Source organism: uncultured Methanofollis sp., assembly GCF_937919355.1.
GTDB lineage: Archaea > Halobacteriota > Methanomicrobia > Methanomicrobiales > Methanofollaceae > Methanofollis.
This window is the reverse complement of record NZ_CALFSA010000219.1, coordinates 1-1297: the sequence shown is the minus strand read 5'-3', so window position 1 is coordinate 1297 and position 1297 is coordinate 1. Positions and strand designations below refer to the sequence as shown.

1 protein-coding gene is annotated in these 1297 nt (G+C 63.0%); it reads right to left on the bottom strand.

Translation table 11 applies throughout. The annotated features are described in order from the left end of the window. On the bottom strand, positions 1–1297 hold a 1297-nt coding region (locus tag Q0520_RS10695; RefSeq protein WP_298669931.1), incomplete at both ends, for a DEAD/DEAH box helicase.

Below are 1297 nucleotides of genomic sequence, written 5' to 3'. Positions count from 1 at the left end.
CAGGCGCTGGATGAGCTGGAGTTTCGTCTTGGAGGAGGCCACATTGATCCCGATCTCGGCGTCGGGGATATCGACACCCTCGTCGAGCATCTTCGGGGCGATCAGAACACCGTTCTGGCCTGACCTGAATGCCTGGAGTGCGTGTTTGACATCATCGGCCTTCAACTGCGAGTGGACGAGAGAGGCCGGCACGGAACCCGACAGGCGTTCATAGACCTTCTCGCAGGTCGCAATATCCATCGCAAAGAGGACGCACTTGTGCGTCCCGGCAAGGTCCCGCGCAAGGGCCACGGCACGCTCCAGTTTCGGCGCCGACCGGTGGATGACCCACCGGCGTTTGTTTATGAGGCCGACCAGCTGGAGCCACTCGTCGGGGACATTGCCACCGCGGTACCTGAGGTCGGTCATCAGGCGGACAAAGTCCCCGAGGTTCTCGAACCGCGTGAAGCGGTAGTGGGAGAGGATTTGGATCTCTTCGGTCTGCGTGGCATTGATGTAATTCAGGAGTTTTCCGATAGTCTCGGTGATCGACGCGAACTCGGCCTCCTCGGCGATGTCGAGGAAGGTCTTGTGGACCACCAGGGTGAACTCAGGGACGATACCGTCCCGCCGGGCATCGGCGAGGGTGTAGGTGTAGACGGTCTTCCCGAGGGAGCGGTCCAGGACATCGGCCCTCTCCCCTCCCTCCACCGTGGCGGAAAGGCCCATCTTCCACCGGCAGGGGACGGCGAGGGCGTTCCTGAACTTCAGGCCGGCGCCGTGGTGGACCTCGTCGACGATGAGGAAGTCTGACCTGTACTGTCCCGGCTCTCTCATGACCTTCTGGAGGGTGTTGAAGGAGATCTCGAACTTCCCCTTATAGGAGACAGGGTGGGTGTAGTCGTCGTCGGGGTCGCCGACAAAACCCAGTTTCTCGATCGCCTCCCGCCGCCACTGGTTCAGGATCGCCCGCGAGTGGCAGAGCACGAGCACCTTCAGAGACCCGAATCTCTGGAAGAGGTGGTAGGCGGAGGCAAGGCCGACAAGGGTCTTACCGGTGGCGGGGGCCATCTCCAGCACCCCCACACCGCCGGCGGCGAGCCAGCAGTCGCGGGCCGCGACCTGGTGCTTCCAGAGGGCGAGGAGGATCTCGGGCGTTTCAGCCATCTCAAGGAGGGCCTCGTCCGAGCGGGGCCAGGCACGCTGGAACTCCTCCCACGTCTCCCCCCTCTTCAGCGTGAGATAGAGTTCCATGGCAAAGAGCGAACTCCCCACCGCGAAGATACGGGCGCTCTCGTCGATCCCTGCGAGGGGGAGA